This is a genomic window from Nitratidesulfovibrio termitidis HI1 (assembly GCF_000504305.1).
GTDB lineage: Bacteria > Desulfobacterota > Desulfovibrionia > Desulfovibrionales > Desulfovibrionaceae > Cupidesulfovibrio > Cupidesulfovibrio termitidis.
In genome coordinates, this window is record NZ_KI632512.1 from 2,317,374 (window position 1) to 2,340,291 (window position 22,918).

A 22,918-nucleotide genomic window follows, 5' to 3' on the forward strand; every position below is an offset into this window, starting at 1 on the left:
ACAGCCCAAGGAGGCCACCATGGCGAAGTATCTGTACCTCGATCAGGACGAATGCATGGCGTGCGAATCGTGCGTCGAACTTTGCCCCGAGGCGTTCAGAATGTCCAGCGCGGGCGAATATGCGGAGGTCATCGACCCCAACACCACTGCGGAATGCGTGGAAGACGCCATCTCCACCTGCCCGGTGGAATGTATCGAGTGGCGCGAGGAATAGCCCCGCGTCCCCAAGTCCACCAGCGCCGCAGCGCGCGGTCACTCCGCCCGGCGGCAAGCCCCTTCCGCCCGTTTCGACAACCTCACACGCGGGCCGCACGCCTTTGCCGGGACGTGCGGCCCGCGTGCAGTACAGCACCCTTCCGGCGCTTCACACCGCGCGAATCCGCCCAGTTCCCCGCATCCCAGGCGTTTCCGGACCGTGTCGCACCTCTGCGCGGCAACAACGGTCAGTGGACGCGTTTCGCCACATTTCCATTCAACTCCCCAGCCGCTGAAATTTCCTGCAAACACGCTGCCCCCCGCGAAGCGGAACAAAAATCACACGCCTCGTGTTGACAATGAAAATCGTTTTCATTAAACAGGACAAAACGACGCGAGACTCGTCGGAAGGAGCCTCCCATGTGCGCAGCACTCATCGGCGGAATGGACAGACTGAAGCGCGACTACATCAATGCGGCCCTCGCCAGCGGCGTGGACCTGAAGGTGTTCACGGGCAAGGAAAATCGCATCGCCGACAAGCTCGGCCAGGCGGACCTGGTCATCGTGTTCACCAACAAGATCTCGCACGCTGCCAAGCGCGAGGTGGTGCAGCACGCCAAGGCCAACAGCATTCCCGTGCAGATGCTGCACAGCTGCGGCGTTTCCACGCTGCGTCAGGCCCTGGACACCACCAACTAGAATTTTCGAGCACGACGACGCCACCGTCGCGGAACCCCGGCGCGCACCCGCAAAGCACGCGGAGGCGACCCGCCCGGCGCATCCGCACCCCGCTTCATGCCGGGGGTTCCGCGACGGCGTCCCCATCGCGCCGCACACACGGGGCGCACGGACCACGCGCGACCAACGCATCACATTTTCAGGATCAAGGACAAAGACCATGTGCGCAGCAAGCCAGATCGGCGCTTTGAACAGGCAGGGCATGCAGGCCCTTTCGGAAGGCAACCTCGCCAACGCGGACTTCCTGCTCTCGCAGGCCCTGCGCCAGGCCACGGCCCTTGGGCTTGCCGGATTCGAGGCCAAGATTCGCAACAATCTCGGGCTGGTCTGCCGCCTGCGTGGCCGCACGGACGAGGCCGTCTCCCATTTTTCCGCCGCCCTGGCCCATCTGGAGGCCAAGGTGGGCACGCAGCACCGCGTCTACGCCACCATCGCGGGCAATCTGGACGCCACCAGGGCGGAAGCCGCCGCCCGCGTCCTGCACTAGGGGCAACGCGCGGTCATACGGCTCGACCCGGTTCCTGCTTGCCCGCCGCACACGGGGTGTGTCCCGGCAGCTTCGCACGCGCACGGGGTGACCTGCACCATGTTGCGCGTGGTCCGCGCCAGTTCCGCATGGCGCTGGAACACCCGCGCGCACGATTCGCCTTCACCGCCCGCATGGTGCATGCCCCGGGCATGTGTTGCGCCTGCCGCGTGCAGCGCCACACCCCAGCGCCGCAGTTTCCGCCATTGCCCGGGGCCGGGAGCAGCGTTTCCCGGCCATTTGCGTGAAACGAGCGCCTTGACACTGGACGGCCCCCGCCCGTTTCCAGTAGGCTGTTCAGTGCGCCTCCGCCACCCCGCCACATCGCGGAGGGGGGATCGCCTACCGTCAAGGAGCCAACCATGAGCAGCGGCATCGAAGTCGCAAAGCCCTTCGTCGCGGCCACCATCAACGTGCTGTCCACCATGGCGGGCATCACGCCCACGGCTGGCGCGCCCTATGTCAAAAAGAACAACGTGGCCAAGGGCGACGTGTCGGCCGTCATCGGCATTACCGGGTACAAGAACGGCACCATCTCGGTGACCTTCACCAAGAAGTGCGCCATTGCCCTGGTAAAGGCCATGCTGGGCGACGACATCCAGGACATCGTCCAGGACATCAAGGACGCCGTGGGCGAGGTGACCAACATGATCTCCGGTCAGGCCCGCGCGGGCCTTGCCGAGATGGGCATGACCTTCCAAGGGGCCACCCCCTCGGTGATCATGGGCGACGGGCACACCATCAGCCACATCACCAAGGCGCCCATCATCGCCATTCCCTTCGGCACGCCCCACGGCGACTTCACCGTGGAGTTCTGCTTCGAGTAACCCCGGGCAGTTCCCGGCACCCGGCAACGATGCCGCTGGCACACGTGCGGGAACGCACGAGAGTTTTCCACCGGCAACCTGTCCACATCCCGCTGCCCTGCTGTGTACGGCGCCGCCGGAATTCCGGCGGCGCATGTTTTTCCTCAATGCAAAATTCACACGGCATCCACTTGGAATCACGGAAAATCATACCGCAGCCCCTGATCATGCAGGGCAGCAGCAAGCCTGGGCCGCACCACATGTGGAGAATGCCGCGCGCAGGCTGTGAAAAGACAAAAACGAAGGTCCGGCAACACCCTGGCAAAGGCGAAAAACCGGGAAAAAATAGCCCGGTATTCCACCCCCTAACGGGTTAAGGACTGGCTTTTCCAAAACACCCCACTATACAAAAAAAATGGGGTGCAGTAGGCTTCGGCTCGAACTAACCCGCTGGGTTAAAAATTTACTAGACACTCTCTTGACGGCGCGGAGCACCGCAACGCATCTGCCGCAAGGCGCCGCCAAAGGGCTTTTCGTTTCCGGAATCTCGCCACCCGGACAAGGATACTTCCCGTCATGTCCTCCGCATGGAATCATGTGCATGGCTTCGAGCGCCTGAGCCTCTGTGACTGGCCCGGCTACAGCAGCTGCGTCATCTTTCTGGGCGGCTGCAACATGCGCTGCCCCACCTGCCACAACTGGCAGCTGGCCTGGCACGCCGACACCCTGCCCGTGCTCTCCCGCACCGCCATCGAGACATACATCAAAGCCCGCCGCCACTGGCTGGACGGGGTGGTCGTGACCGGGGGGGAAGCGACCACCGTGGAAGGCTTCGCCGACCTCCTGCGCGATCTGCGCCGCTTCGGCCTGCCCGTGAAGGTGGACAGCAACGGCCTGCGCCCCGACGTGGTGGAACTGCTGCTGCGCGACGGCCTGGCTGACGCCTTTTCCATCGACGTCAAAGGCCCCTTCGCCCTCTACCCGCGCCTGTCCGGCGGCACCACCAGCCCGGACGAGGCCCGCGCCGCGCTTACGCGCATCTTCGCGCTGGCCCAGGTGCAGCCCGACGCGTTCATGTTCCGCCTCACCCGCGTTCCCGTGCTTTCCGATGACGACGTGGAGGCGGCCCGCGGCCAGCTTCCCGCCGGATTCGAACTGAAGATACAGGATTACGTGCCCCCCCGGAGGAAGCATGCCGAAGCAGATTCTGAAACGCGACGGACGGCTGGAGACGTGGTCCACGGACCGCATCGCGGAAGCCATCCTGAAGGCCCTGAAAGCAAACGGCATTAAGGACCCGCTGCTCTCCAGGCGCATCGCCCACAGGGTGGAGCTGAAGCTCGCGGACTGCGACATTCCCGAGCAGGAACAGGTGCAGGACACCGTTGAACAGGTGCTGATGGAATCGCGCCTGTACGCGGTGGCCAAGCGGTACATCATCTACCGCGAAACGCGCCGCACCCTGCGCGAGCAGAAGGCCGCCTTCCTCGACATTTCCGAGACCATCGACAACTACCTCACCAAGGCCGACTGGCGCGTGAACGAGAACGCCAACATGACGCACTCGTTCCAGGGCCTGATGCTGCACCTTTCCGGCACCTTGCAGGCCAAGTACGCGCTGGAGAAGTACCCCGAGGAAGTGCGCCAGGCCCACGACCACGGCTACTTCCACATCCACGACCTGTCCTTCGGCCTTGCGGGCTACTGCGCAGGCTGGAGCCTGCGCGACCTGCTGCTGGAAGGGTTCAACCTGGAGAACCGGTCCAGCGCCGGGCCCGCCAGGCATCTGGACACCGCCATGGGCCAGATGATCAACTTTCTCGGCACGTTGCAGAATGAATGGGCAGGCGCCCAGGCCTTCAACAATGTGGACACCTACCTCGCCCCCTTCGTGCGCAACGACGGCCTGACCTACAAGCAGGTACGCCAGGCCATGCAGAAGTTCGTGTTCAACCTGAACACAACCTCGCGCTGGGGCGGCCAGAGCCCGTTCACCAACCTGACCTTCGACCTTGTGCCGCCCAAGCACATCGCCACCGAACCCATCATCATCGGCGGCGAATACAAGGATTCGGTCTACGGCGAATACGCGCCGGAAATGGAAATGCTGAACCGCGCCTTCCTGGAAGTGATGCTGGACGGCGACCACCACGGACGCATCTTCTCCTTCCCCATTCCCACGTACAACGTCACCAAGGACTTTCCGTGGGATTCGGAGATCGGCGACCTCCTGCTCAAGCTCACCGCCAAGTACGGCGCGCCCTACTTCCAGAACTTCATCAATTCCAACCTCAACCCCGAAGACGTGCGCTCCATGTGCTGCCGGTTGCAGATGGACCTGCGGCAGTTGCGCAACAAGGTGGGGGGGCTGTTCGGCGCGGGCGACCTGACCGGGTCCATCGGGGTGGTTACCCTGAACCTGCCGAAGCTCGCCTATCTCGCGCAGGGCGAAGAGGACTTTCTGGACATGGTGACCGAATACGCGGAACTGGCCCGCGATTCGCTGGAATTCAAGCGCAAGCTGGTCACCGCCAACCTGGAGCGCGGCATGTTCCCGTGGTCGCGCCGGTACCTCAAGAACGGCTTTGCCGGGCACTTTTCCACCATCGGCCTCGTGGGCGGGCACGAAGCCTGCCAGAACCTGCTGGGCAAAGGCATAGAAACCGAGGCGGGCGTGCGGCTGATGCAGCGCACCCTGAACCACCTGCGCAACCTGACCGCGCGCTTTCAGGAAGAAACCGGCACCCTGTATAACCTGGAAGCCACCCCCGCAGAAGGCACCAGCTACCGCCTGGCCAAGATCGACAAGTCGCTCTACTCGGAAATCAAGGCCTCGGGCAACGGCACCCCGTACTACACCAACTCCACCGCCCTGCCCGTGGGCATGACCGAAGACGTGTTCGCCGCGCTGGACCACCAGAACAAGCTGCAACCGCTGTACACCGGCGGTTCGGTGTTCCACACCTACCTCGGCGAGTCCGTGGCCGACACCGAGGCCCTGAAGAAGTTCATCATCAAGGCCTTCACCCAGACGCGCCTGCCGTACCTTTCCGTCACCCCCACCTTCTCGGTGTGCAAGGACCACGGCTATCTGCAGGGCGAACAGCATGCATGCCCGGACTGCGGCCAGACCACGGAAGTGTACACCCGCATCGTGGGCTACTACCGCCCCGTGTCCCAGTGGAACAAGGGCAAGCAGGTCGAATACGACGACCGCGTCTGCTACAACGGGTTTTAGGCGACTGCGCTTCGGCAGTTTCCGCGAATGCGGACTGCCCTCTCTCCGGACAGAAATCCAGAGCCGCCTACCGGGCGGCTCTTTCACGTACGCGGGCAGTTCCCGCCAAACCCGACGCCCACGTCACCCATCGCCATGCCCGACCACAACTTCGACTTCGACCACGCCCCCGACCGACGCAACACCGGCAGCCTGAAATGGGACGACATGGGGCGCATGTTCAACCTTTCGCCACAAGAAGCCGCCACCGCCATCCCCCTGTGGGTGGCCGACATGGACTTTGCCTCGCCCCCGGCGGTGTGCGATGCCGTGGCCCGCCTGGCCGACCACGGCGTGTTCGGCTACCCGGCGGAGGGGGGCGCCTGCCGCGAGGCTGTCACCCGCTGGCTGGCCGCCCGGCACGGCTGGACCGTGAACCCGCGCCACCTGCTGCCCCTGCCCACGGTGGTGGCCTCGCTGTGCCTGGCGGTGCGGCTGTTCACCCGGCCCGGAGACGGCGTGGTCATCCAGACGCCCATCTACCCGCCCTTCCGCGCTGCGGTGCAGGATGCGGGCTGCCGGGTGCTGTCCAACCCGCTGGCGCTCACCACCGATGCCGACGGCAACCCCTTCTACGAAATGGATTTCGACGCGCTGGATACGGCCCTTGCCGACGGAGGGCGCGGGGCCAAGGTGTTGCTGCTGTGCAGCCCGCACAACCCCGGCGGCCGGGTGTGGACCCGCGCGGAACTGACCCGTGTGGCCGAACTGTGCCTGAAACACGGCACGCTGATGGTCAGCGACGAAATCCACCACGACCTGCTGCTGCCCGGCCACGCGCACACCGTGCTGGCCAGCCTGTCGCCGGAAGTGGCCGAACGGACCATCACCACCGTTTCCGCCGCAAAAACCTTCAACCTGCCCGGCGCTGGGCTTGCGCACGTGATCATCACGGACGAAACCCTGCGCCGCACCTTCCGCGCGGAACTGATGGGCCTTGGCATCCGCCACCCCAACATGTTCGGGCTGGCCACCACCGAGGCCGCCTGCCGCCACAGCGGCCCATGGCTGGACGCACTGATGCGCTACATCGCTGGCAACGCCGCACTCGTGCGCGACGTGCTGGGGCAGCGCCTGCCCGCAGTCCGCGTCATGCAGCCGCAGGGCACCTATCTTTCGTGGGTGGACTTTCGCCCGCTGGGCCTTGCGGAGGCGGACCTGCTGCACCGGGTGCGCTTTGATGCGGGCGTGGTGCCCAGCCCCGGCTCCAGCTTCGGCCCGGAAGGCGAAGGCTGGCTGCGCCTGAACCTGGGCTGCCCGCGTGCGCTGCTGCGCACCGCGCTTGAACGCATGGCGGATGTGCTGGGCAAGTAGCCACGGAATCGGCTCCTGCTCCTCCCTACACATCAAAAAACAGCAAAATCCTCCGGAACTATCCGGAGGATTTTGCTGTTTCTCTCGCCGCCCCAACGGGCGCAGGGGCAGTTTACGCCGTCAGATGCAACTCCAGGTTCTGAATGGCGGCGCGCACCTTCGCATCGGGATACGTATCGCCTTTCCACGCCTTGAACTGCTTCAGAATCGCGTCCTCGGTGACATCTTCTTCCGCTGCGGCCTTGAGCGCGTTCCGGCAGTACAGCACGGTGCCGTAGATTTCCATCTCGTCGAAGCTGGGTGCTTTCTTGCCAAGTACGGCATCATACAGGGCTGTCACGCATGCACGAATACGCGCCTTTTCCTCCACCCGCAAATCCGGGCGTTCGGGAAGTTCGCGCACTTCGTATGCCTTATCACCCTTCTTCGCCAAGTTGTCCCAGAAGGCGAGGTCTTCGAGGCAACGCGACAACTCGCCCGAATATGGACCATACGTATAGGGACGGAACCGCAATCCCAGCGACACGCCCCACGCCGTCAGAAAATACGCGGTCTTCTGAATGTTGATCTTCGTCAACTCCACGCCGTGTTCCTGCATGACGTCCAGCAATCCGCAGACTATCTGCCGATTCAGGTCAGCCATATCCTGCTCCTTCTAGCGCGTTTTCCTGCAGGTCTTCCTGACCAATTCTTCTGCCAAGAGCCTGTGTGTTTCGGTAGTATAAATCCGGTAGATTGTCACCGGGCGAAGGGCGGAAAGAATAGGCGAATACGACATGATGTCAACAAGCCCGGCGTCTTTCGTCCGGACATAAATCGTTTCCTGGTTTGGCCGTGAGCCGCTCCCTTCATCATTGGCAGCTATCAGCTTGGACACCTGCTCTTCTCTCATCCAGTGAAAAAAATCCTCGCCCTCGCACAACCCCGCAGCTTTTAGCTTCTCGATAATTGTTTTGTACGCTCGCTTGGCCCCGCGCACCTTGCTGGTTGTATCATACACAGGGCAAAGATGTCCGCCGCGCAACAACATTTTCGCCCAGGGGTTTCCTGCGCGCGCCTGCTCCTTGATACGCCCGAAAATCGTATAATCGTCGAACCATTCAAACTTGTCGATGTCGGCACGAGTGAATCGCCCGTTGGCAACGTCCAACCCTAGCTGCGCCTCTTCCCACGTATGCAGAAATTCCCCGAGAAAACGTTTGAGAACAAGATCATATCCTGTTCGTGTCCGGTGATATGGAACCTGCATGTTGTAATGATACCGCGCATCAGGAACGCTTCGACAACAAACACGTCACGCTCGTTGACGAACAGCTTGAGCATGCCGCCCTGCCGCGTGGCCCCGAACGCTTGCATGTAACGCGCCACGTCGTATTCCCCGTACTTCACCCCGCACGCGTGGGAATCGCGCATCAGGTAATCGGCACGGTCCGCATCCAGATGTCCGGAAATGATCTGGTGCAGCAGCTGGTATTTCTCAAGGAACTGCTCCGAAAGAATGCCGATTACCGGCGTAGCGTGCTCATCCAGCACGTCCGCTATGGGGGCATAGTTCTCTATGATATGCCACCCCAAGTGCTCATGTTTGAGCGGCGAGAGAATCATCTTTTCTGCTGCGTGCGAAAACGCCACATGCCCGATGTCGTGCAGCAAGGCGGCGAATCTCAACCTTCGCAAGCTGGTAAGCATGTCTCCGTGATCAAGCCCCATTTCCTTGGCAGAGTTGTTTACGATTCCCGTAAAAATCTGCGTTGCGCAGTGCATGGCTCCCAAGGAATGGACGAAGCGCGAATGTTCGGCGGCAGGATACACATACTTCGTCAGCGCAAGCTGACCCACCCGCCGCAAACGCTGAAAAATCGGCGTATCGATGATTCTTCGTTCATCTTCGTTAAGATACACATACCCGTACAACGGATCGCGTATCTTCCGGTCGGCTTTAAGACCCTGCTGCCAATCCCACATGGTTCTTCCCTCGCAGTGGCAGGAAACGCACATCCTGCATCTTCATCAGGCTCTTTGGCCGCGTCGCTCCCGCTACACCCGCCCTTCCTCCACGCCATGGCAGGCCACCAGCGCGCCGCCGTCAAGCTGGCGGGCCTTGGGCACTTCCTGCATGCAGCGCGCATTGGCGTGCGGGCAGCGGCCATGAAACACGCAGCCGGTGGGCAGGTTGATGGGCGTGGGCACGTCGCCGGACAGCTTGATGTGCCCGGCGGCCTTGCCGCCAATGCGCGGGATGGCCGACAGCAGGGCCTGGGTGTACGGATGGCGCGGGTTGCCGAACAGATCGGCGGCGCTGGCCAGTTCGCACAGGCTGCCCAGGTACATCACGGCCACGCGGGTGGAGATGTGCTCCACCACCGAAAGGTCGTGGCTGATGAACAGGTAGGTCAGGTTGCGCTGCTCCTGCATGTCCATCATCAGGTTCAGCACCTGCGCCTGAATGGACACGTCCAGCGCAGAAATGGGCTCGTCCGCCACGATGAACTCGGGGTCCACCACCAGCGCGCGGGCAATGGAGATGCGCTGGCGCTGCCCGCCGGAGAATTCGTGCGGGTAGCGAACGCCCCACAGCGGGTTCACGCCCACCTGCTCCATGACGGCGGCCACGCGGGCGCGCACGTCGGCGTCGGAGATGCCGGGGTTGTGGAAACGCACCGGCTCTTCCAGTATCTCGCGCACCTTCATGCGCGGGTTCAGCGAGGCGTAGGGGTCCTGAAAGACCATCTGCATGCGGGTGCGATAGGGCAGCATGCCGTTGTCGCTCAGATTGTCGATGCGCTCGCCCCGGTACAGGATTTCGCCGGCAGTGGCCCGGTACAGGCCGATGACGGTGCGCGCCAGGGTGGACTTGCCGCAGCCCGATTCACCCACCACGCTCAGGGTCTCGCCGGGCAGGATGTCGAAGCTCACGTCGTTGACGGCATGCACCACGGTGCGCTTGCGGGTGATGCGGCCGCCGGACAGGCGCAGCTGGTCCAGCAGCCCGCCGGATATGTCGAAATGCTTGACGACGTTGCGCAGCGAAAGCAGTGCGGTATTCTGGTTGGTCATATCGGCATCCCCCATAGGGGTTGTTTCCAAATTAGGATTTTCGTTCGTTGGCAAGAAAAACAAGCCTGCCAGAAGGGAGCATACTCTTATCGTATTCGACCGATATGGCAGGCGAAGTTTGACGCAGCCAACGGGCGAAAAGACAATTTAGAAACAACTCCTTAGGCTACCATGTGGCAGGCGGCCAGCCGACCATCACTCTTCACTTCGAGCAGCGGCCGGGTGGTGGTGCACACGGTTTCGCACAATTCGCAGCGGTTGTTGAACGGACAGCCGCGCGGCACGTCGGAAAGGCTGGGCATGCTGCCGGGAATCTGGTTCAGCCGGCGGCGCACCCGGGGGGCAGCCACATCCGCAAGGCCACAGTCGGCCTTGTCCGCACACTGCGGCAGCGCGCCCAACAGGCCCCGCGTGTAGGGGTGCAGCGGCTCGCCCACCACCTTCGCGGTGTCGCCCATTTCCACGATGCCGCCCGCGTACATCACCGCGATCTTCTGGGTGACCTGCGAGACCACGCCAAGGTCGTGGGTGATCAGGATCAGGCCCATGTCCTCCGACTGGCACAGCTCCAGCAGCAGGTCCATGATCTCGGCCTGGATGGTCACGTCCAGCGCCGTGGTGGGTTCGTCGGCAATGATCAGCGACGGCGACGTCAAGAGCGCGATGGCGATGACGATGCGCTGGCGCATGCCGCCCGAGAATTCGTGCGGGTACTGGGCCAGGCGGCGTTCCGGCGAGGGAATGTAGACCTTGCGCAGCTTGTCCAGGGCAATGGCCTCGGCTTCCTTGCGGGTGACCTTCTTGTGGGCGCGGATGGTTTCGATCATCTGCGTGCCCACGGTCAGCACCGGGTTCAGGGTCATCATGGGATCCTGAAAGATCATGCTGATGCGGTTGCCGCGTATGTCACGCAGGGTATCCACGCTGGCCGTGGTCAGGTCCTTGCCCTCGAACAGCACGGACCCGCCCGCGATGAAGCCGGGCTTGGACACCAGATTGAGGATGGAGAAGCCGGTAACGGACTTGCCCGCGCCCGATTCGCCCACAAGGCCCAGGCGCTCCCCCTTGCCCAGGGTGAACGAGACATCGTTGACGGCGGTAAGCGCAGTGTCGCGCAGCGCGAACTTGACGGTAAGGTTGGATACGTCGAGCAGCGGTTGCATGGGCTAGTCCTTGTACAGCTTGGGATTCAGGAAGTCCCGCAGCCAGTCGCCAAGCAGGTTGATGGACAGCACCAGCAGGATCAGCACCACGCCCGGAAACAGCGTGATCCACCAACTGCCGCTGAAAAAGTACTGGAAGCCCGACTTGATCAGCGAACCCAGCGACGGCTTGGTCACCGGCATGCCCAGGCCCAGGAACGACAGCGCCGCCTCGCTCATGATGGCGTTGGCCACCTGCACGGTGGAAATGACCAGCACGGGGGTAAGCGTGTTGGGCAGGATGTGCCGCCACATGATGCGGAATGGCCGCAGCCCGATGACCCGCGCCGCCTCCACGTATTCCTTCTTCTTCTCCGCCAGCACCGATGCGCGCACGGTGCGCGCGTACTGGGGCCATTCGGCCAGGCCGATGACCAGCACCAGGAAGGGTACGGCCACCTGCTCGTAGCGGCCCACCCCAAAGGTCATCTGCACGATGGCCCCCAGAAAGATGGCCACCATGTAGGACGAGAACGACAGCTGCACGTCGGCGATGCGCATCAGGATGTTGTCCAGCCTGCGGCTGCCGTAGCCGGACAGCAGGCCCACCATGATGCCGATGCACGCCTGCATGGCCACGGCCCCCACCCCGATCAGCAAGGAAACGCGCATGCCGTACAGGATGGCCGAGAACAGGTCGCGCCCCTGGTTGTCGGTGCCCAGCAGAAAGGCGGGGTTGCCGCCGTCCTTCCACAGGGGGGGCGTTTCCGCGTCCATGATGTCGATGTTGGCGCCGTCGAACGGGTTGTGCGGGGCAATGACCGGGGCCAGCAGGGCCGACAGGGCCAGGATGACGAACAGGGCGAAGCTGGTCACCGCCACCGGGTCGCGCAGGAAGGAATACAGGAAGTACGACTGGCGGAAACGCTTGAAAAGACCGGCCATGCTACTTCCTCCCCGCGATGCGGACCATGGGATTCACGAAACCGTAGATCAGGTCCACCACCGTGTTCACGGTGACGAAGATGGCCCCCACAAAGATCAGGTAGGCCACCAGCAGCGCCGTGTCGGCGCGTTCCACGGCCTCCACGAACATGAAGCCCATGCCCTGCCACTGGAACACCGTCTCGGTCAGGATGGTGAAGGCGATCATGATGCCAAGCTGCACGCCCCCCACGGTAATGACCGGCAGAAGGGTGTTCTTGAAGGCGTGCACCATCACCACGCGCCATTCGGGCAGGCCCTTGGCCCGCGCGAATTTCACATACTCTGTTTCCAGCGCTTCCTTCATCTCGGCGCGGATCAGCCGGATGAACAGCGGCAGCATGATGGACGACAGGGCGATGGAAGGCAGGATGATGTGCTTGAAATTGGCCCAGGTGGTCAGCACCGATGTCCACCCCGGGAATATCTCCACCGGGTTGCCGCGCCCGAACGAGGGCAGCCAGCCAAGGTGCACCGAAAAGATGTAGATCATGAAGATGGCCGTCAGGAACACCGGCACCGAAACCCCCACGATGCTGATGCCCATGAACAGGCGCGACAGCACCGAGCGCGGGCGGCAGGCGGAATACACGCCCACCGGCACGGAGATCAGCACGATGATGCACTGGGCCACGAAGACCAGTTCCAGCGTGGCCGGGGCTTTCGCCAGAATCACGTCCAGCGCGGGCTTGCGGTAGAAGTACGAGGTGCCCAGGTCGCCCTGCACCGCGTTCTTGGTAAAGCGGGCCCACTGGACCAGGTACGGATCGTTCAGCCCCAGCTTTTCGCGCAGGGCCTCGCGCTCCTTGACGGATACGGACACGCCCACCATTTCGCGCGTGGGGTCGCCGACGGACTGCTTGATGGCGAACCCGATGAAGCTGATGATGAACATGACCAGCAGGGCTTGCGCCACCCTGCGGACGATGAATGCGAACATGTGCGTCTCGTTGCCGGTAACGGCGTTGCTGGTTGCCGCGGAGCCGCAGGCCGCGCGCCCACTCCCCACCATGCGCACCCGCACGATGCGGGAGCGGGACAGGGGGACGGGAGACGGCGGCAGCGCCCACGCGCGAAGGCCGGATGCGCGCTCGCCCGCCCGGAACCGCCCTGCAACGACAGGAACGGTGAAGGCGGAGCGCAGGCGAAGGCCACGAAAGCGCGAAGGCGCGAAACGGCGTGCGCGGCGTTGTCCGCAACCCGGCCTCGATCGGCGCACCGTGCTCCGGTGGGCCTGCTGGGAACGCCCGCCGCGTGTCCGGGCAGGCTGGCAGAATGCCCAGCCGAAAGCCGGAATGCGGGGGCGGCGGAATGCCGCGCGTCGGTAACGGGGTAATCCCCGCCCGGTGGGCTACAAAATTTCGGCGGGGCAGGCAAGGGGTGTTCCCCTGCCCGCCCGCCTGCACAAAACCGTCGAAAAGGCGCGGAAGGCTTGCAACCCACCGCGCCCGTTCATTGTTACTTCATCACCACGTCGCCGAAGTAGGGGAAGTCCTGCACGTTGATGATCGCTTTCGCGTTCGTCACCGTCTTGCGGGCAGCCCACGACAGCGGTTCCATGTGCAGCGGCACGAAGGCGGCCTCGTCGTAGGCCAGCTTTTCGGATTCCTGCAGCAGGGCGTCGCGCTTCTTGGGATCGGTGGTGCGGTTGGCTTCCTCGATCAGCGCATCGTACTTCTTGTTGCAGTAGTTGCCGCTGTTGTACTGGCCCATGCCGGTGTCCTTGTTGGGGCACATCAGCAGGTATTCGCCGTAGTTGGCGGTGTCTTCGGTATCCGGGTGCCAGCCGATCATCTGGATGTCGGCAACCTGGGCGTCGTACTCATCCCAGTACTGGGCCTTGGGCATGGTCTTCAGGTTCACCTTGATGCCGATCTTGGCCATCATGGAAACGAAGGCCTGGGCCACCTTTTCGTCGTTCACGTAGCGGTTGTTGGGCGCGATCATGGTCAGTTCCAGACCCTTCTCGTAGCCCGCTTCCTTCATCAGCTTCTGGGCCCTGGCGAGATCGAAGCGGGGCTTCAGGTCGGCGATGTAGCCGGGGTAGTCCTTGGGCGCCTGCTGCTGGGTGACCACGGTGTAGCCCTTCATGATCTTGGCCACGATGCCCGCATGGTCGGTGGCGGCAATGATGGCTTCACGCACCTTGGGGTTGGCCAGGGCGGGGTTGCGCTTGCCGTTCAGCTGGAAGGTGATGATGCGGGTGCTGGCCATGGTGATCAGCTCCACATCGGGGTTCTTGGCAAGCTGGTCATAGTCCTGCACGGGCACGGGGGTGATGAAGTCCACGTCGCCCTTCAGGATGGCGGCCACGCGGGTGGCTTCGTTCTTGATGGGGGTGAGTTCGATGGTGTCGACGTTGCCGCGCTTGCCCCAGTAGTTGGGGTTGGCCTTCAGCACCAGCTTCACGCCCTGTTCACGATGAGCCACCATGAACGGACCGGTGCCCGAGGCGTTCTCGTTGGCGAACGAGGGGCCGTTCTTCACCACGGCGCCCTTGGGCTGGCCCGCGGCGTCGGTGCCGGTGTAGAACTTGGAGTCCATGGGGAAGATGTAGGTGGCCAGGTTCATCACGAGGCCGTAGGGTTCGGTGGTGATGATATCGATGGTGCTGTCATCCACCACCTTGGGCTCGGCGAACTTGACGTACAGGCCCTTGAAATCGGGGGATTCCTTCAGGCGCTTCACGGTCCAGGCCACGTCGGCGGCGGTGAGCGGGTTGCCGCTATGGAACTTGACGCCCTTGCGCAGGTGGAAGCGCATGGTGGTGGGGTTGACCTGTTCCCACTTCTCGGCCAGGCGCGGCTCGAACTTCATGTCCTGGGTCCAGCGCACCAGGGGATCGAACACCCAGTGCGAGTAGGCCAGCATGGGCCCGGAAAGCTGCATGTGCGGATCGAGCGATTCAGGGTCGGACGAAATGCCGACGCGGAAGGTCTTGCCTTCGGCGGCTTCGGCCTTGGGGCCGAACGCCAGCACGGCCGCCAACATCATCAGAAGCAGTACGAGAGTCCGTTTCATCCAGTACCTCCAGCGGTTGTTGCTGCAATGACGCCGCGCGGGCCAAGCGGAACCGATCAGGACCGGTGCGGACGGCCCGTCCCGTGGCCGTCCGGCCAGCACCCGCGACGATCGTGATGCCCACGATGCGTTATCCAGAGTAATGAGACCGACAGTCCTGTAGACCATCCGGCGGCAGGTGCGTCAAGCTGCGCGCCGTGCGAATATTGTCAAATCGCGCTACGTAAATGTGCCGTGAAATCAGCCTGTAGGCGAAACATGCCAGGGCCGCCGCGCCCTGCACGGGTGCGGCGGCCCTGGCTGAAGAACCTCGGAAGACAGGAGCGGGGGCCGCACGCACGGGCGGCGGAACGGCCAGTGCGCTTCTACTGGGCACGCACCTTGCGCATGTACTCCATATATACGGCATTCACCCACTGGGCGACGCGGTACACCCCGTCGCGCACGGGCACCCAGGTCACCGTGCCGTCGGCGTCGATCTTGCCGTCGAACAGAAACTCCACGCCCACGTCCACCCCGCCGGCCACGCTGCCCGTGTGCATGCGGGTGGAAACCTCCGCCTTCAGCAGCACGTCCAGGGGCTGATGCGCGCCGCCAGGCCAGTGCAGGATGGCGCGCAGCACCACCTTGTCGCCGCGCGCCAGCGGCCCCTTTTCGCCGTCCTCGCCCGCGCGGGCCGCAATGCAGGCACGCAGCCCCCCGGCAGAAACGTCCACAAGGGCGGGCTGCGGGTCGCTGGCCGGGCTGGATGCGGCCACGGCGGCCCGGGGCGGGGCAGGGGCCGGAGCAGGGGCCGGAGCAGGGGCAGGTGCGGGCGCAGCAAGGGCCTCGCCCTCCAGCGGATTCTGGGCAACCACCCCGATGATGCGCTGGTAGCCGTCCAGCGCGGCCAGGGGCAGCGGGCCGTCGTCGGGCGACTGGTCGCGGCGCACGTCCAGCAGGCCCACCAGTTCCGGCACGGGGCGCACCCGCACGCTGCGGCGGCGCTGGCCCGATTCGATGGCGGCGGGCTTTTGCAGTTCCACGATGAGCCCGGTGGACAGGGCGCGAATGTCGAGAATGCGCGAGGCGAACATGAAGTGCTGTTCCGTGCGCTGGGGGGCCATGGCCACGATGCGGAAGTAGCATTCCACCGTCTGCCCCTTCCACGCCGAGGAAAGCCGCACCCCGCTGGACATGTCGATGAGCAGGGTGGGCCCTTCGTACGATTCGATGAGCCCGGGCAGCGAATGCTGCTTGCCGTCGCGGGTGCGCACCACCACGTAGAACCGCGCCCGGCGGTCCGCCGCAAGGCGCAGTTGCTGGAACACCAGGTTTGTCGCGTGCTCCTCGTCCTTCTTGCCGAACAATGCCATTGATGCTCCTGCAACATGCCCTGGCGCGTGGCATGCCCCGAAAGATCGTGCGTCCGTGGTGTCTCGCGCGCGGCGGCCTGAACTCCCCCGAGCGGGGCCTTGCCCCTGCGCCGCGCGTTCATGAGCACTGCCCCGGAAGCCGCCGTGCGTCAAGGATAACCGCTGCCCAACGGGGCCGGGGTTCGGTGAGGCGCCACTCCGCACCCGGCAAAACCCGCCGCCGCACCGCGCGCATGCAACGCCGGTGCCGTGGCCGGGCCGTGCCGCCGGTGCCGATCGCCCCGTCATTAGCCCACTGCTCCGCCGGGGCCTGGCGGCATCCGCATGGCTACAGGCGCATGGCTACAGGCGCACGGCAACATTCCGTGTGAATGTTCGTATTGCCACAGCTCCGGGGCGACATGATGACGGTGGCCTTCCCTTCGGCTGCCCTGCCGTTCGATACCCTTGCCCGCGCACCTGCCCCCTGGCGCAACCCTGCGCGGGCATGGCCCATGGCCCGCCAGACCGCGCCATCCGTGAATTTTCCGCACCATGCTTGACACAGCCTCCCTGGCCTGCCAAAATCGATCATAAACATACTGAACGATTTTTCGGGGGGCCTCATGTTCTTCCAGGGCAAGGACTACATCCGTCCGTCCAAGAAACTGCGCCTGTTGTCCGTGGTGCAGGCGCTGACCGAAAACGAACGGCTCAGCCAGACCCAGCTGGCCCGGTTCAGCCGCACCAGCAGCGCCATGGTCAACCAGTACCTGGCGGAACTGCACCGCGAAGGCATGGTCCAGTTCGCCCCGGTGAACCGCAAGAGCTTTGCCTACCGGCTGACCGACAAGGGGCAGGAGGCGCGGCGCAACATGATGGAACAGTACTGCGCCGAGATGGTGCGCGGGTTCGCCTCCATCAAGGAACTGGTGCGGCGGCGGCTGGAACCGCTGACGGAACGGCGCGACGCGCAGAACGCCGGGGCCCAGCCCTCCCCTCACACCACCCCGCTGCGCATCGCGCTCTTCGGCGCTGCCGAAACGGGCGAAGTGGTGCTGGCCGCGCTGGAGGGCACCCCCTTCGAGGTGACCATGGTGGTGGACAACGACATCGCCAAGCACGGCACCCCCTTCCACGGGCACGCCGTGCAGCCCCCGGCGGCGCTGCTGGCCGCCCCAGGCCAACTGGCCGTGGATGCGGTGGTGGTGGCCTCGTTCGCGCACCAGCGCGCCATCCAGCAGCAGTTGCTGGCCATGCCCGGCATGCCCGAATCGGCGCGGGAGGTCGTCGTGCTGTTATGAACGCACCCGCCAACATTCCGGACGGCACCGCCGCCCCCTGCATCACCCTGGCCTCCGGCAGGCGCATCGGTCCCGGTTGCCCGTGCTTCGTCGTGGCCGAGGTGGGCAACAACCACCAGGGCGACATGGAAACCGCACGGCGCATGGTGCGCGAGGCCGCCCGCGCCGGGGCGGACGCCGTGAAGTTCCAGAAACGCGACACCTCCGCCCTGCTCACCACCGAGGGCGCGCGTGCCGCCTACGGCGGCCCCAACAGCTTTGGCCCCACCTACGGCGAACACCGCGACGCGCTGGAACTTTCCGCCGCCCAGTTCGCGGAACTGAAGCAACTGGCGGAATCGCTGGGCATGGTCTTTTTCGCCTCTGCCTGGGACGCGCCCAGCCTTGCCGTGCTGGCCGACCTGAAGGTGGAACTGCTGAAGGTCTGCTCCGCCGACGTGGTCAACGTGCCCATGCTGCGCCGGATGGCCGCGCTGCACCTGCCGGTGGTGCTGTCCACGGGCATGAGCACCCTTGCCCAGGTGGACCGGGCCGTGGCCGAGCTTTCCGTCAGCCGGGGCGGCGTGGTGGTGCTGCACTGCAACTCCAGCTATCCCTGCGACGAGGCGGACATCGCCCTGCCGGTGATGGACCAGCTGGCCCTGCGCTACGGCCTGCCCGTGGGCTATTCCGGCCACGAGCGAGGCATCGGCCCCAGCGTGGCCGCCGTGGCGCGCGGGGCGTGCCTTGTGGAACGCCACTTCACGCTCGACCGCACCCAGCGCGGCACCGACCATCAGGCCTCTCTGGAGCCGGACGATCTGGCCTGCATGGTCCGCATGATCCGCGAGGTGGAGCGGGCCATGGGCGTGACCGAAAAGCGCGTCACCCCGCACGAGGCGGCCATGGCCGTAAAGCTGCGCAAAAGCCTGGTTGCCGCGCGCGACCTGACGGCGGGCACGGTGCTGAGGCCGGACGACCTTACCGTCAAAAGCCCCGGCGACGGCCTGTCGCCGGAACTGTGGGACGCGGTGATCGGCAATTCCCTGACCGTGGACCTGCCGCGCGACGGGCAGCTTTTGCCCGACATGCTGGCCATGCCCGTGCAGACCGGCGATGCGGGAGAAGCGGGGGACGGGGGGAATGAAGAGGTAGGACAGGACGGCGGCGACAGCGGGCCGGATTCCGGGGCCGGGACAGGGGCCGGAGCTGGGGCCGGAGCCGGGGCCGCGTGATGCGCGTCGTCCATTTCGCCATAACCCCGCTGGCGGGCGCTCCGCTGCGCCTTGTCCGGGCGCTGAACGCCCACCTGCCCGGCTGCACGGCCCGGCTGGTGGACCTGACGCGCTACGGCAGCGAGGACTTCGGGCAGGACGTGGTGTTCGACGAAACGCCCGGCCTTGCCCGTGAACTGGCGGAAACAGCCGACATCCTGCACTTTCACAACTATCTGGACCTGGATTCGCGCCACTTCGCCCCCATCGACTTCCGGGCGCTGACGGAAAGGGGCGCGCTTGTGATCCGCCAGTTCCACAGCGAGCCGGGGCTGGTGGCGGGCCGCATGGGCATCACCCCCGCCGCGCTGCTGGCCCAGCCCATCCCTGCGCTGGTGGTGGGCCAGTTTCAGGAACGCTGCTACCCCCGCGCGCGGGTGGTGCCCAACCCCCTGCCCATCCACGACGCGGATCACCTGCCGCACGACCCGGCCCTGCACGGCCCATTGCGCCACGACGTGTTCCTGTCCCCCACCCGGCTGCACTCGGCCTGGGCCGACCGCTGGAACACCAAGGCCCGGCCAGAGGCCGAAGCCGCCGTGCGTGCCGCCTGCCTGCCGCGCGGAGCAAGCTGGCACCTGATGCACAAGACGCCGCTGGCCGCCACCCTTGCCGCCAAACGGCTGTCCCGCATCGTGGTGGATGACCTTGTCACGGGCAGTTGCCACCTGACCGGGCTGGAAGGTCTGGCGCAGGGCAAGCCGGTGCTGGCCCATCTGGATGGCCGTTGCCGCCGCGTGCTGACCCGCATGGCGGAAACCGATGCCTGCCCGTTCATCGACGTGCGGCTGGAGGATGCGTCCCACGTGCTGGGACACTTGCTTGACCATCCTGAAGACGCGCAAGAGGTGGGGCGCGCAGCGCGCGCGTGGATGGAGGCCCACTGGCAGCCGGAGCGCATTGCCGCCGCCTACGGCGCGGCCTACGCAGATATGGCGCGCGATCCCGTGGCCGCCGCCCGCGACTGGCGGCAGCCGGACCTTGCGCTGGACACCCCGGCGGAACGATTTTTTGCCGTGACCCTGCCGGATGTGGTGCATGCGGCACGGCGTCAGGCGGCGCGGGGTGACGGGGCTGCGCCCGTCGCTACTCCATCCGCCGCCGCGAAAGCTGCACCTGCTGCTGGGGGTCGGGCATGAGCGCGCGTCATCCCCTTGCGCCCGTGCAGCCCGATCTGGCGGACCTGGCCCCCCTGCCCGGTCTTGCCCACTTACCCGGTCTTGCCCATTTGCCAGATCCGGCCACCATGCCCGCCGAGCAGTGCGTGCTGGCCGTGACGGAATCGTGGCTGGGCCGCGCGGACAGCGCCGTACGCCGGGTGCTGGCCCACGGCCTGCCCTCATCCACCCTGTACGACTGGATCATGGGCTGCGGACAGGTGCGCCACCAGCGCCTGTGCGACCCGGCCCGGCGCGACGTGAACATCCCGCGCGCGGACTGGGACGTGGTGGCCGTCATTGCCGCGCGCGGCGGTTCGCGCGGGGTGCCCCGCAAGGCGCTGCGCACGGTGGGCGGCGTGCCGCTCATCGCGCGGGCCGTGACGGCCTGCCGGTCTGTGGCGTCCGTCACGCGGGTCATGGTCAACACCGACTGCCCGGACATCGCGGCAGCGGCCCGCGCCGCCGGGGCGGACGTGCCGTTCCTGCGTCCGGCGGAACTGGCCACGGACGAGGCATCGCCGCTGGACGCCTGGGTCTTCGCGCAGGTGTGGATGCTGCTGGTGGAGCGGCGCGTGCCCGACTTTCTGCTGTCCGTTTCCGCCACCCACCCCTGCCTGCATCCGGACGAAATGCAACGTGCCGTGGACAGGCTGGCGGCGGCCAACCGCCCCGCGCTCCAGACCGTGGCCCGGCTGCCCGCCGTATCGCTGGAATTCCTGACCCCGGATTTCCGCAACCTTCGGAATGTGGACGGCGGGCCGACCCCGGCGGAAGGTAGCGGGCCGGAAACCGATAGCCCGGACGGCGAACGGTTTCTGCAATGCGGGGCGTTTTCCATCACCTGCAACCGCCCGTACTACCATGTGCAGCCGTGGTTCCGGCAGCACATGACCGACATTCCCGCGCCCCCGGCGGACCCCATGGCCCACGTACTGTCCGCCCGACAGGGCGTGGACATCGACGAGCCGTGGGACCTCGCCACCTGCCGCCTGCTGCTGGACGGGGACGACCCGTTTCCGGCGTGCACCCCGGCGGACGTGGCCGCGCACGGCATCCCCGATGCGGGGAGCATGACGGCCCCTGCCGACCTTGCCTGCGTGGTGGTGCTGCCGCCCGAAGGGCCGGGCGGGCCAGATGAAACCGATCAATCGGATGAGATGAACACATCCGAAAGCGCCAAGGACACGGACGGCCCGTACCTGCACATCGCCGGTATTCCCGCGCCGTGCCGGGTGCTGGACGCGGTACGCACCGCGCTGCCCCATGCCCCGCTGGCCGTGTGCGGCGAAGGGGCCATGGCCCGCGCCGTGGCCCGCCGTTACGGGCTGGACCTGCTGCCCCTGCCGGAATCTCTCGCGCAACGTCGCGCCGCATGGCCGGTACCCCTGCTGGCCGCTGGCGACCTTGCAGTGGGCAGCGCGGTCTGGTCCCTTCTCTGGGCAGGCCGCACCACCGCCGCGCCCGAATGTTCCGGGCGGGACATCCTGTGCATCGACGGACGGGCCGCCCTGCTGGATGCGGACACTCTGCGCGACTTCGTCAGCTCGGCGCGGACCGCCCCTGCCCCCGCAAACGCCGGATGCGGCCTGCCCGCATGTTCCGTATCGCCCGCGCCCGTCCACCCCGCCCACCTCAAGCAGGTGGACGGCGCAGGCTCCGTGCTTTCCGCGCCGGGCGTTCCGGCCCGGCGGCAGGACCTGCCCGAAGTGCTGTGCCGCGACGGCGCGCTGACCCTGCTGCGCGCGGGGGGCAACGGTGCGGATGACGCCCCCGGCATGTCCGCCTCCACGGAATCCCCCGCTCTGGGCTATCAGCCCATCCCCATGGGCCGCGCCCAAGCCACCCTGGTGGCCTCGCACCTCGACGCCGCACGGGGCATGGCCCTGGCCACCCATGACGGGCACCCCGACATCACGCCCCAAGCCGCCACAGGAAACGCCTCGTGAACGCCGTATCCATCAACGCCGAACAGGGCGACCCGCGCCCCCGCTACCCCGACATCACCGACGCGCTGTTCTGGGACGCCTATTTCGCGTGGCGCGACGCCTCGCTGCTGTCGGTGGAACGCTTCCACGCCCTGTACCTGGCCCTGCGCCACATCACGGCCCCTGATGCGGTTGATGCGGCTGATGCGGTTGATGCGGCCAGTGTGCCCGGCGCCTTGCTGGAATGCGGCGTGTACCGGGGCGGCTCGGCCTGCTTCTGCGCCGCCGTGCTGGCCGCGCTGGGGCAAACGGACCGCGACCTTTTCTGGTGCGACACCTTCCGGGGATTCCCCGACGGGGTGGAAGAAGCCTCCATCACCGGCGAAACCCTGCAAGCCTTCCCCAAGGACGACGTGCTGCCCTTGGCCATGGCCAACTTTGCCCGCACCGGCTACCCGGCGCAGCGGCTGCACGTGCTGCGCGGCCCGGTGCAGACCACCATTCCCGGCGGCCCCCTGCCGGATGCCATCGCCCTGCTGCACCTGGATACCGACGACGCGGCCTCGGTACTCCACGAACTGACCCACCTCTACCCGCGCCTGTCGCCGGGCGGGGTGCTGTGCATCGACGACTACGGCCACTTTCCTGGCGTGGGCCGCGCCGTGGACGCCTATTTCGCGGACCTTGCCCGCGCCGGGGGCACCCCGCCGCTGCTGACCCGCACCGACTACACGGGCCGCATGGGCGTGAAGCCCCGCGCCTGAACGAGGCACCGGACTCGCCCCTGCCCCGACTGAACCAGACCTAATCAGACCGGACCAGACCGGCCCCTGACCCGCGCGCCGTCCGCTGCCGCACATAACCGCCCGCACCTGCAGGACA

Annotated in this window: 21 protein-coding genes; 12 read left to right on the plus strand and 9 right to left on the minus strand. The window is 65.7% G+C overall.

Annotated features, from left to right (window positions below):
* The first annotated feature begins 19 nt into the window (after positions 1-19).
* From DESTE_RS09515 to DESTE_RS09545, 7 genes are all read left to right on the plus strand, one after another.
* Complete coding sequence (locus tag DESTE_RS09515) at positions 20-214, plus strand: ferredoxin (protein ID WP_012612933.1); 195 nt, start codon at positions 20-22, stop codon at positions 212-214.
* Between the two features lie 401 nt (positions 215-615).
* Complete coding sequence (locus tag DESTE_RS09520) at positions 616-894, plus strand: DUF2325 domain-containing protein (protein ID WP_012612934.1); 279 nt, start codon at positions 616-618, stop codon at positions 892-894.
* Positions 895-1,093: 199 nt separating this feature from the next.
* Positions 1,094-1,420: a tetratricopeptide repeat protein gene (locus DESTE_RS09525; RefSeq protein ID WP_035067209.1), complete on the plus strand. Its 327-nt coding sequence runs from the start codon at positions 1,094-1,096 to the stop codon at positions 1,418-1,420.
* A gap of 401 nt (positions 1,421-1,821) precedes the next feature.
* On the plus strand, positions 1,822-2,286 hold the full coding sequence (locus DESTE_RS09530) for a chemotaxis protein CheX (RefSeq protein WP_035067211.1): 465 nt from the start codon (positions 1,822-1,824) through the stop codon (positions 2,284-2,286).
* Between the two features lie 555 nt (positions 2,287-2,841).
* Entirely contained in the window at positions 2,842-3,558 is a 717-nt protein-coding gene (locus tag DESTE_RS09535) for a radical SAM protein (RefSeq protein WP_035067213.1), read from the plus strand.
* Positions 3,458-5,503 carry a ribonucleoside triphosphate reductase gene (locus DESTE_RS09540; RefSeq protein ID WP_035067214.1) on the plus strand — a complete coding sequence of 682 codons (2,046 nt, stop codon included), beginning with the start codon at positions 3,458-3,460 and terminating at the stop codon, positions 5,501-5,503. Before DESTE_RS09535 ends, DESTE_RS09540 begins: the two co-directional genes overlap by 101 nt.
* Before the next feature lie 135 nt (positions 5,504-5,638).
* Positions 5,639-6,856: a MalY/PatB family protein gene (locus DESTE_RS09545; protein ID WP_035067217.1), complete on the plus strand. Its 1,218-nt coding sequence runs from the start codon at positions 5,639-5,641 to the stop codon at positions 6,854-6,856.
* 112 nt (positions 6,857-6,968) lie between these two features.
* Here DESTE_RS09545 and DESTE_RS09550 read toward each other — a convergent pair whose 3' ends face one another.
* From DESTE_RS09550 to DESTE_RS09585, 9 genes are all read right to left on the minus strand, one after another.
* A complete protein-coding gene (locus DESTE_RS09550; RefSeq protein ID WP_035067219.1) occupies positions 6,969-7,499 on the minus strand; it encodes a hypothetical protein in 531 nt (176 codons plus the stop codon).
* A 12-nt stretch (positions 7,500-7,511) separates the two neighbouring features.
* Entirely contained in the window at positions 7,512-8,006 is a 495-nt protein-coding gene (locus DESTE_RS18405) for a hypothetical protein (RefSeq protein ID WP_245590794.1), read from the minus strand.
* A gap of 2 nt (positions 8,007-8,008) precedes the next feature.
* Positions 8,009-8,821 carry an HD domain-containing protein gene (locus tag DESTE_RS18410; RefSeq protein ID WP_245590795.1) on the minus strand — a complete coding sequence of 271 codons (813 nt, stop codon included), beginning with the start codon at positions 8,819-8,821 and terminating at the stop codon, positions 8,009-8,011.
* Between the two features lie 72 nt (positions 8,822-8,893).
* Positions 8,894-9,913, minus strand: coding sequence for an ABC transporter ATP-binding protein (locus DESTE_RS09560; RefSeq protein ID WP_035067222.1), 1,020 nt, complete (start codon positions 9,911-9,913; stop codon positions 8,894-8,896).
* Between the two features lie 161 nt (positions 9,914-10,074).
* Entirely contained in the window at positions 10,075-11,076 is a 1,002-nt protein-coding gene (locus tag DESTE_RS09565; RefSeq protein ID WP_035067224.1) for an ABC transporter ATP-binding protein, read from the minus strand.
* Between the two features lie 3 nt (positions 11,077-11,079).
* Positions 11,080-12,000, minus strand: coding sequence for an ABC transporter permease (locus DESTE_RS09570; RefSeq protein WP_035067227.1), 921 nt, complete (start codon positions 11,998-12,000; stop codon positions 11,080-11,082).
* A gap of 1 nt (position 12,001) precedes the next feature.
* A complete protein-coding gene (locus tag DESTE_RS09575) occupies positions 12,002-12,979 on the minus strand; it encodes an ABC transporter permease (protein WP_035067230.1) in 978 nt (325 codons plus the stop codon).
* 518 nt (positions 12,980-13,497) lie between these two features.
* Complete coding sequence (locus tag DESTE_RS09580; protein ID WP_035067233.1) at positions 13,498-15,060, minus strand: ABC transporter substrate-binding protein; 1,563 nt, start codon at positions 15,058-15,060, stop codon at positions 13,498-13,500.
* A gap of 365 nt (positions 15,061-15,425) precedes the next feature.
* On the minus strand, positions 15,426-16,415 hold the full coding sequence (locus DESTE_RS09585; RefSeq protein ID WP_035067235.1) for a hypothetical protein: 990 nt from the start codon (positions 16,413-16,415) through the stop codon (positions 15,426-15,428).
* A 605-nt stretch (positions 16,416-17,020) separates the two neighbouring features.
* On the opposite strand from DESTE_RS09585, the gene DESTE_RS09590 reads away from it, so the two are divergent.
* Genes DESTE_RS09590 through DESTE_RS09610 form a run of 5 tightly spaced genes read left to right on the plus strand, consistent with a single transcriptional unit; the run spans position 17,021 to position 22,800 of the window.
* Entirely contained in the window at positions 17,021-17,698 is a 678-nt protein-coding gene (locus tag DESTE_RS09590; RefSeq protein WP_035067237.1) for a winged helix-turn-helix transcriptional regulator, read from the plus strand.
* Entirely contained in the window at positions 17,695-18,912 is a 1,218-nt protein-coding gene (locus DESTE_RS09595; protein WP_035067239.1) for an N-acetylneuraminate synthase family protein, read from the plus strand. Before DESTE_RS09590 ends, DESTE_RS09595 begins: the two co-directional genes overlap by 4 nt.
* Positions 18,912-20,090: a glycosyltransferase gene (locus tag DESTE_RS09600; RefSeq protein WP_035067241.1), complete on the plus strand. Its 1,179-nt coding sequence runs from the start codon at positions 18,912-18,914 to the stop codon at positions 20,088-20,090. Before DESTE_RS09595 ends, DESTE_RS09600 begins: the two co-directional genes overlap by 1 nt.
* Complete coding sequence (locus DESTE_RS17210; protein ID WP_051384408.1) at positions 20,087-22,057, plus strand: cytidylyltransferase domain-containing protein; 1,971 nt, start codon at positions 20,087-20,089, stop codon at positions 22,055-22,057. Before DESTE_RS09600 ends, DESTE_RS17210 begins: the two co-directional genes overlap by 4 nt.
* A complete protein-coding gene (locus DESTE_RS09610; protein ID WP_035067243.1) occupies positions 22,054-22,800 on the plus strand; it encodes a TylF/MycF/NovP-related O-methyltransferase in 747 nt (248 codons plus the stop codon). Before DESTE_RS17210 ends, DESTE_RS09610 begins: the two co-directional genes overlap by 4 nt.
* The last annotated feature ends 118 nt before the right edge of the window (positions 22,801-22,918 follow it).